The organism is Nakamurella sp., assembly GCF_048594475.1.
Classification (GTDB): domain Bacteria; phylum Actinomycetota; class Actinomycetes; order Mycobacteriales; family Nakamurellaceae; genus Nakamurella.
The window spans coordinates 1-4665 of sequence record NZ_JBMDXT010000522.1 but is presented as its reverse complement, the minus strand read 5'-3'; the positions used below and the strand labels follow the sequence as shown (position 1 = coordinate 4665).

Here is a 4665-nt window from a genome sequence, read left to right as displayed (position 1 = left end):
CGGGCGGGCCGCCCCCCCCCCCCCCGCGGGGGGGGGGGGGCGGCCCGCCCGCCGTGGATCTCCCGCACCATCTCTGCGCCCACCCGCGCCCACCCGCCGGGTGCTCCGGCGCCACCGGCGCCGATATGCCGACACCGCGATCACCGCCGGATGAGCACCGCCATCCCCGCCCATATGCGTCACCACCACCAGCGCGTCCTCCGAGAGGGGCACCGGACCATGAATCAGCGCGTCAGCTTCGCTCCGGCCATCGGCTCCGGCACGCCCCATCACCAGTCCCAGCTGCGGCGGGTCGACTCGCACTCGGCCACCCCGAACATCGCGGACCGGTTCGCCGATCTGCTGGCCCCGCTGAGCCCCCGCCGGCGGCGCGGCCTGATCGCCCGCCTGTCCCAGGGCTACTACGAGGGCTGGCGGCCCACCCGGGCCGAGGTCGCCGCGCTGGTCGCCCAGGAGCTGCGCAAGAGCCCGCGGTAGTCCCCGGCCGTCACCAGCTGTCGGGCGGATCCGGCAGTGCGTCGGCGAGCTGCCGGCACAGGTGCATCGCCCGCACCGCCCAGCTCCGGTCGGCTCCGGCCAGCCCGCAGCGCGGCGTGGGCACCACCCGGGTGGCCAGGTCCTCGCGCCGGAATCCCAACCGGTTCCAGGCGTCCAGCAGCGGGCTCGCCCAGTGCCGCAGGGGAGCCGAGCGGTTCGCCGGCGCCGTGCCGGGAACGATTCCGGCGAGCAGGATCCCATCGCCGTCGACGAACTCGCCGACCGCGTCGAGCGCGCGCGCCCGCTCCCCCACCAGCGTCAGATCCAGGGCCAGGGCATCGAATCCGCTGGCCCGCAGCAACCGGATCGGCGCGTCCGCGTGGCAGCAGTGCGCCACGGTCGGGTGATCCCCGATCCCCTCGACGACGCCGGCCAGCACCTCCTGGGCCCGTGCGCCCGACACCGCCCGCACCGTCCCGAAACCGCTTGCCGTCGGCAGGCTGCCGGCCAGTACGGCGGGCAGGCCCGGCTCGTCGAGCTGAACGACCACACCCGCCCCAGGCAGGCGCCGGGCAACCTGGGCCACGTGCGCGGCCAGGCCCTCCACCAGCGACTCGGCCAGGTCCCGGACCGCGCCGGGATCGGTCAGCGCCCGGTGTCCCGAGGGCAGCTCGAGCCCGGCGGCCAGCGTCCACGGACCGCACACCTGCACCTTGATCCACTCCGCCCCGGCGAAGTGCTCCTCGGCGGCGTCCAGATCCCATGCCATCAGATCGCGCGCGCGGGAGATGTCCCGGCCGGGCCGCCGGCTGATCCGCCACCCGGACGGCACCACCTCGGCCCAGATGTCCACCAGCAGACCGGCCGTCCGGCCGACGAGGTCGGCCCCGACCCCGCGGGCGGGCAGCTCGACCAGATGCGGCAGCGCGGGCAGTTCGCCGGCGACCATCGCCGCCGCCTCGCCCGGGTCGGTGCCGGGCAGGGACCCCACACCCGTCGCCGCACCGGCCGACCAGGGCCGGGTGAGCGGGTACCGGGCCAGCAGATCCGGCACCTCGCCGGGCTCCGGCAGGTCCAGGGGGACGCCGACCATCAGCCGGTCCGCACGATCGTGCCGGCGGCGACGACGAACTGGTCCGGATGCGGCTCGCCGGCGGACCGGGCCACGCCCGCCCCGCCGTACAGCACGACGGTCTGGCCGGGCGCGACGCCCCGGGACGGCGCGTCCAGGCTCAGCCGGAGTTCGCCCTCGACCAGGTCGACCGAGCCGCCGACCGTGCCGCCGTGCGCCCGCAACTGGGCCTGCACCCGGACCGGGAACGCCGGCGCGCGGCCGCCCGGGAACACCACCCGGTCGGCGGTGACCAGCCGGACGTCGAGCCCGGACGCCGGTCCCACCGTGACGGTCCCGCTGACCGGCTCGATCCCGAGCACGTAGCGCGGGCGGCCGTCCGGTGCCGGCCGGTCCAGCCGCAGACCCTTGCGCTGGCCGATGGTGAACGCGAACGCGCCGTCGTGCTCGGCCAACCGCGCCCCGCTGACCGCATCCACCACGGCACCCCGCCGCACGCCGAGCTTCTCGGTCAGGTACCCGCGGGTGTCACCGTCCGGGATGAAGCAGATGTCGTACGAGTCCGGCTTGCCGGCGACGGCGAAGCCGCGCTCCCGGGCGATCTCGCGGACCTGCGGCTTGGTCAGCGCGCCGAGCGGGAACATGCTGTGCGCCAGCTGGTCCGGCGTGAGCACCGCCAGCACGTAGGACTGGTCCTTGGCCACGTCGACGCTGCGGTAGAGGGTTCCGTCGACCAGGCGCGCGTAGTGGCCGGTGGCGACGGCGTCGAACCCGAGGGCGACGGCCCGGTCGAGCAGCGCGGCGAACTTGATCTTCTCGTTGCATCGCAGGCACGGGTTCGGGGTGCGCCCGGCGGCGTACTCGGAAAGGAAGTCCGCGACCACGTCGTCCAGGAAGTCCTCGCTGAAGTCCCAGACGTAGTATGGGATTCCGAGCAGATCGCAGACCCGGCGGGCATCGAAGGCATCCTCGACGGTGCAGCAACCGCGGGACCCGGTGCGCAGCGTGCCGGGCGTGCGGGACAGCGCCATGTGCACGCCGGTCACCTCGTGCCCGGCCTCGACCGCGAGCGCGGCGGCCACGGCCGAGTCCACCCCCCCGCTCATCGCGGCGAGCACCCTCATCCCCGCACCTCAGCGCCGTCTCGACCCGGCCAGCGCCGCCCGGCGGGACCGCTGGACGGCCGGGCCGATCGCGGCGGCGACGGCCGCGACGTCGGCCGGGACGGACGTCCGGCCGAAGGAGAAGCGCAGCGAGGCCCGGGCCTGCACCTCGGACAGGCCCATGCCCAGCAGCACGTGCGAGGGCCGGGCCACCCCGGCCGTGCAGGCCGACCCGGTGGAGCACTCGATGCCCGCGGCATCGAGCAGCATCAGCAGCGAGTCGCCCTCGCAACCGGGGAAGCGCAGGTGGGCGTTGCCGGGCAGCCGGGAGGGTCCGCCGTCCATCAGGCCGGCACCCGGGTCGCCGGTCAGCACCACGTCGGGCACCTGGGCCCGGACCGCGCGCACCAGCTCGTCCCGTAGAGCGGCCTGGGTGACCGCCCGATCCGCCCGATGGGTCACGGCGTCGGCCACGGCCACCCCCAGACCCACGATGCCGGCGACGTCCGGCGTCCCGGACCGGATCGACCGCTCCTGGCCGCCGCCGAACATGATCGGCACGATCGGGGCGTCGCGCCGCAACAGCACCAGCCCCGCGCCGGCCGGGCCGCCGACCTTGTGGCCGGTAACCGTCAGCGCGTCGGCGCCGCTGCGGGTGAAGTCGACCGGCAGCTGACCGACCGCCTGGACCGCGTCGGTGTGGAACGGGATCCCGTGGTGGTGCGCGACCTCGGCCAGCTCCCGGACCGGGTTGACCGTGCCCACCTCGTTGTTCGCCCACATGACGGTGACCAGGGCCACGTCGGCCGGGTTCTCGGCGATCGCCGCGGCGAGGGTGTCCGCGTGCACCCGCCCGAAGTCGTCGACCTCGAGCCAGGTGACCACCGCACCCTCGTGCGCGGCCAGGTGCTCGACCACGTCGAGCACCGCGGGGTGCTCGATGACCGGCGCCAGGATCCGGCGGCGCGCCGGGTCGGCCGCGACCCGGGCCCGGTACATCCCCATGATGGCGAGGTTGTTCGACTCGGTCCCGCCGGAGGTGAAGACGACCTCGCTGGGGCGGGCGCCCAGAGCCTCGGCGATCCGCTCGCGGGACTCCTCGACCCGGCGCCGGGCCGCCCGGCCCGAGGTGTGCAGCGACGAGGCGTTGCCGGTGAGGGTCATCGCCTGGGACATGGCGGCGATCACCTCCGGCAGCACCGGGGTGGTCGCGGCATGGTCGAGGTACGTCATCGCGCCTCCAGGGTAGGTCCTGACCCCGCAGTACCCCGAATCGCGATCGGCGACGACCGGGGCCGGTCCGGTGTGCCGCGTTGCCGGACGGCCGGTCCTGGCTCACCCTGGGTGGGCGCGTGCGCGGCCCGGCCACGCGAGGCACCAGTCACGGGACCGACAGAGGGGACGACCACGATGGCCATTTCGGTGAACCTGGAGAAGGCGCTGGACAAGGCGTACGAGAACTCGAGCCTGGAGGAGATCCTGGCCGCTCCCCCGTCGGCGCTGGCCGGCCTGACCGAGAAGCACGACGTGCTGCTGTCGGAACTGGGCATCAAGACCATCCGGGACCTGGGCTCGAACAAGTACTTCGCCACCGCCGGGGTCCTGGTCGCGCTGTCCGGCAAGACCGGCTGATCAACCGGCTCGGCCGACCAACCGGCTGGCCGTCGGCGTCGGACCGCCACCAGCTCGTCGCGGGCTGATCAGCTCGGCGATCTCGGCCCGATCTGCCCGGGTGTGTGACGAGATCATCAGCCCGAGGTCCGCGTGACCGCCCGTCGATGGCTCGATCATCGACGCCAGGCCGAGCTGGGCGGTCGTCGACCCGGGGCGACCCCCCGCCGATGCGGCGCCGCCGGCGGTGCTGCGCGCGCCGGCTACGCGGCCTGATCCGGCCGGGCCGGCGTCGTGTCCGCCGGGGCGATGCCGGCCGGCACCGGCGCGGGAGGCATCGCCGTTCGGACCGACCGGGCGTCGATCGCCCGTGCCGGCGGCACGGGCTGAGCCCCGAGCGCG

At 75.1% G+C, this 4665-nt stretch carries 5 protein-coding genes; 2 read left to right on the top strand and 3 right to left on the bottom strand.

Features of this window, described 5'->3' with window-relative positions; genetic code table 11:
• Positions 1 to 219 precede the first annotated feature (219 nt).
• A complete protein-coding gene (locus tag ACOJUF_RS23545) occupies positions 220 to 477 on the top strand; it encodes a hypothetical protein (protein ID WP_420124239.1) in 258 nt (85 codons plus the stop codon).
• Positions 478 to 487: 10 nt separating this feature from the next.
• Here the strand turns inward: ACOJUF_RS23545 and ACOJUF_RS23540 are convergent, their stop codons facing one another.
• Genes ACOJUF_RS23540 through ACOJUF_RS23530 form a run of 3 tightly spaced genes read right to left on the bottom strand, consistent with a single transcriptional unit; the run spans position 488 to position 3885 of the window.
• Positions 488 to 1573, bottom strand: a complete 1086-nt coding sequence (locus ACOJUF_RS23540) for a methionine synthase (RefSeq protein WP_420124240.1) — start codon at positions 1571 to 1573, stop codon at positions 488 to 490.
• On the bottom strand, positions 1570 to 2673 hold the full coding sequence (gene mnmA, locus ACOJUF_RS23535) for a tRNA 2-thiouridine(34) synthase MnmA (protein WP_420124238.1): 1104 nt from the start codon (positions 2671 to 2673) through the stop codon (positions 1570 to 1572). Before mnmA ends, ACOJUF_RS23540 begins: the two co-directional genes overlap by 4 nt.
• 9 nt (positions 2674 to 2682) lie before the next feature.
• Positions 2683 to 3885: a cysteine desulfurase family protein gene (locus ACOJUF_RS23530; RefSeq protein WP_420124237.1), complete on the bottom strand. Its 1203-nt coding sequence runs from the start codon at positions 3883 to 3885 to the stop codon at positions 2683 to 2685.
• A 177-nt stretch (positions 3886 to 4062) separates the two neighbouring features.
• Here ACOJUF_RS23530 and ACOJUF_RS23525 point away from each other — a divergent pair, with 177 nt between their 5' ends.
• Entirely contained in the window at positions 4063 to 4284 is a 222-nt protein-coding gene (locus ACOJUF_RS23525) for a hypothetical protein (protein WP_420124236.1), read from the top strand.
• Positions 4285 to 4665: the final 381 nt, after the last annotated feature.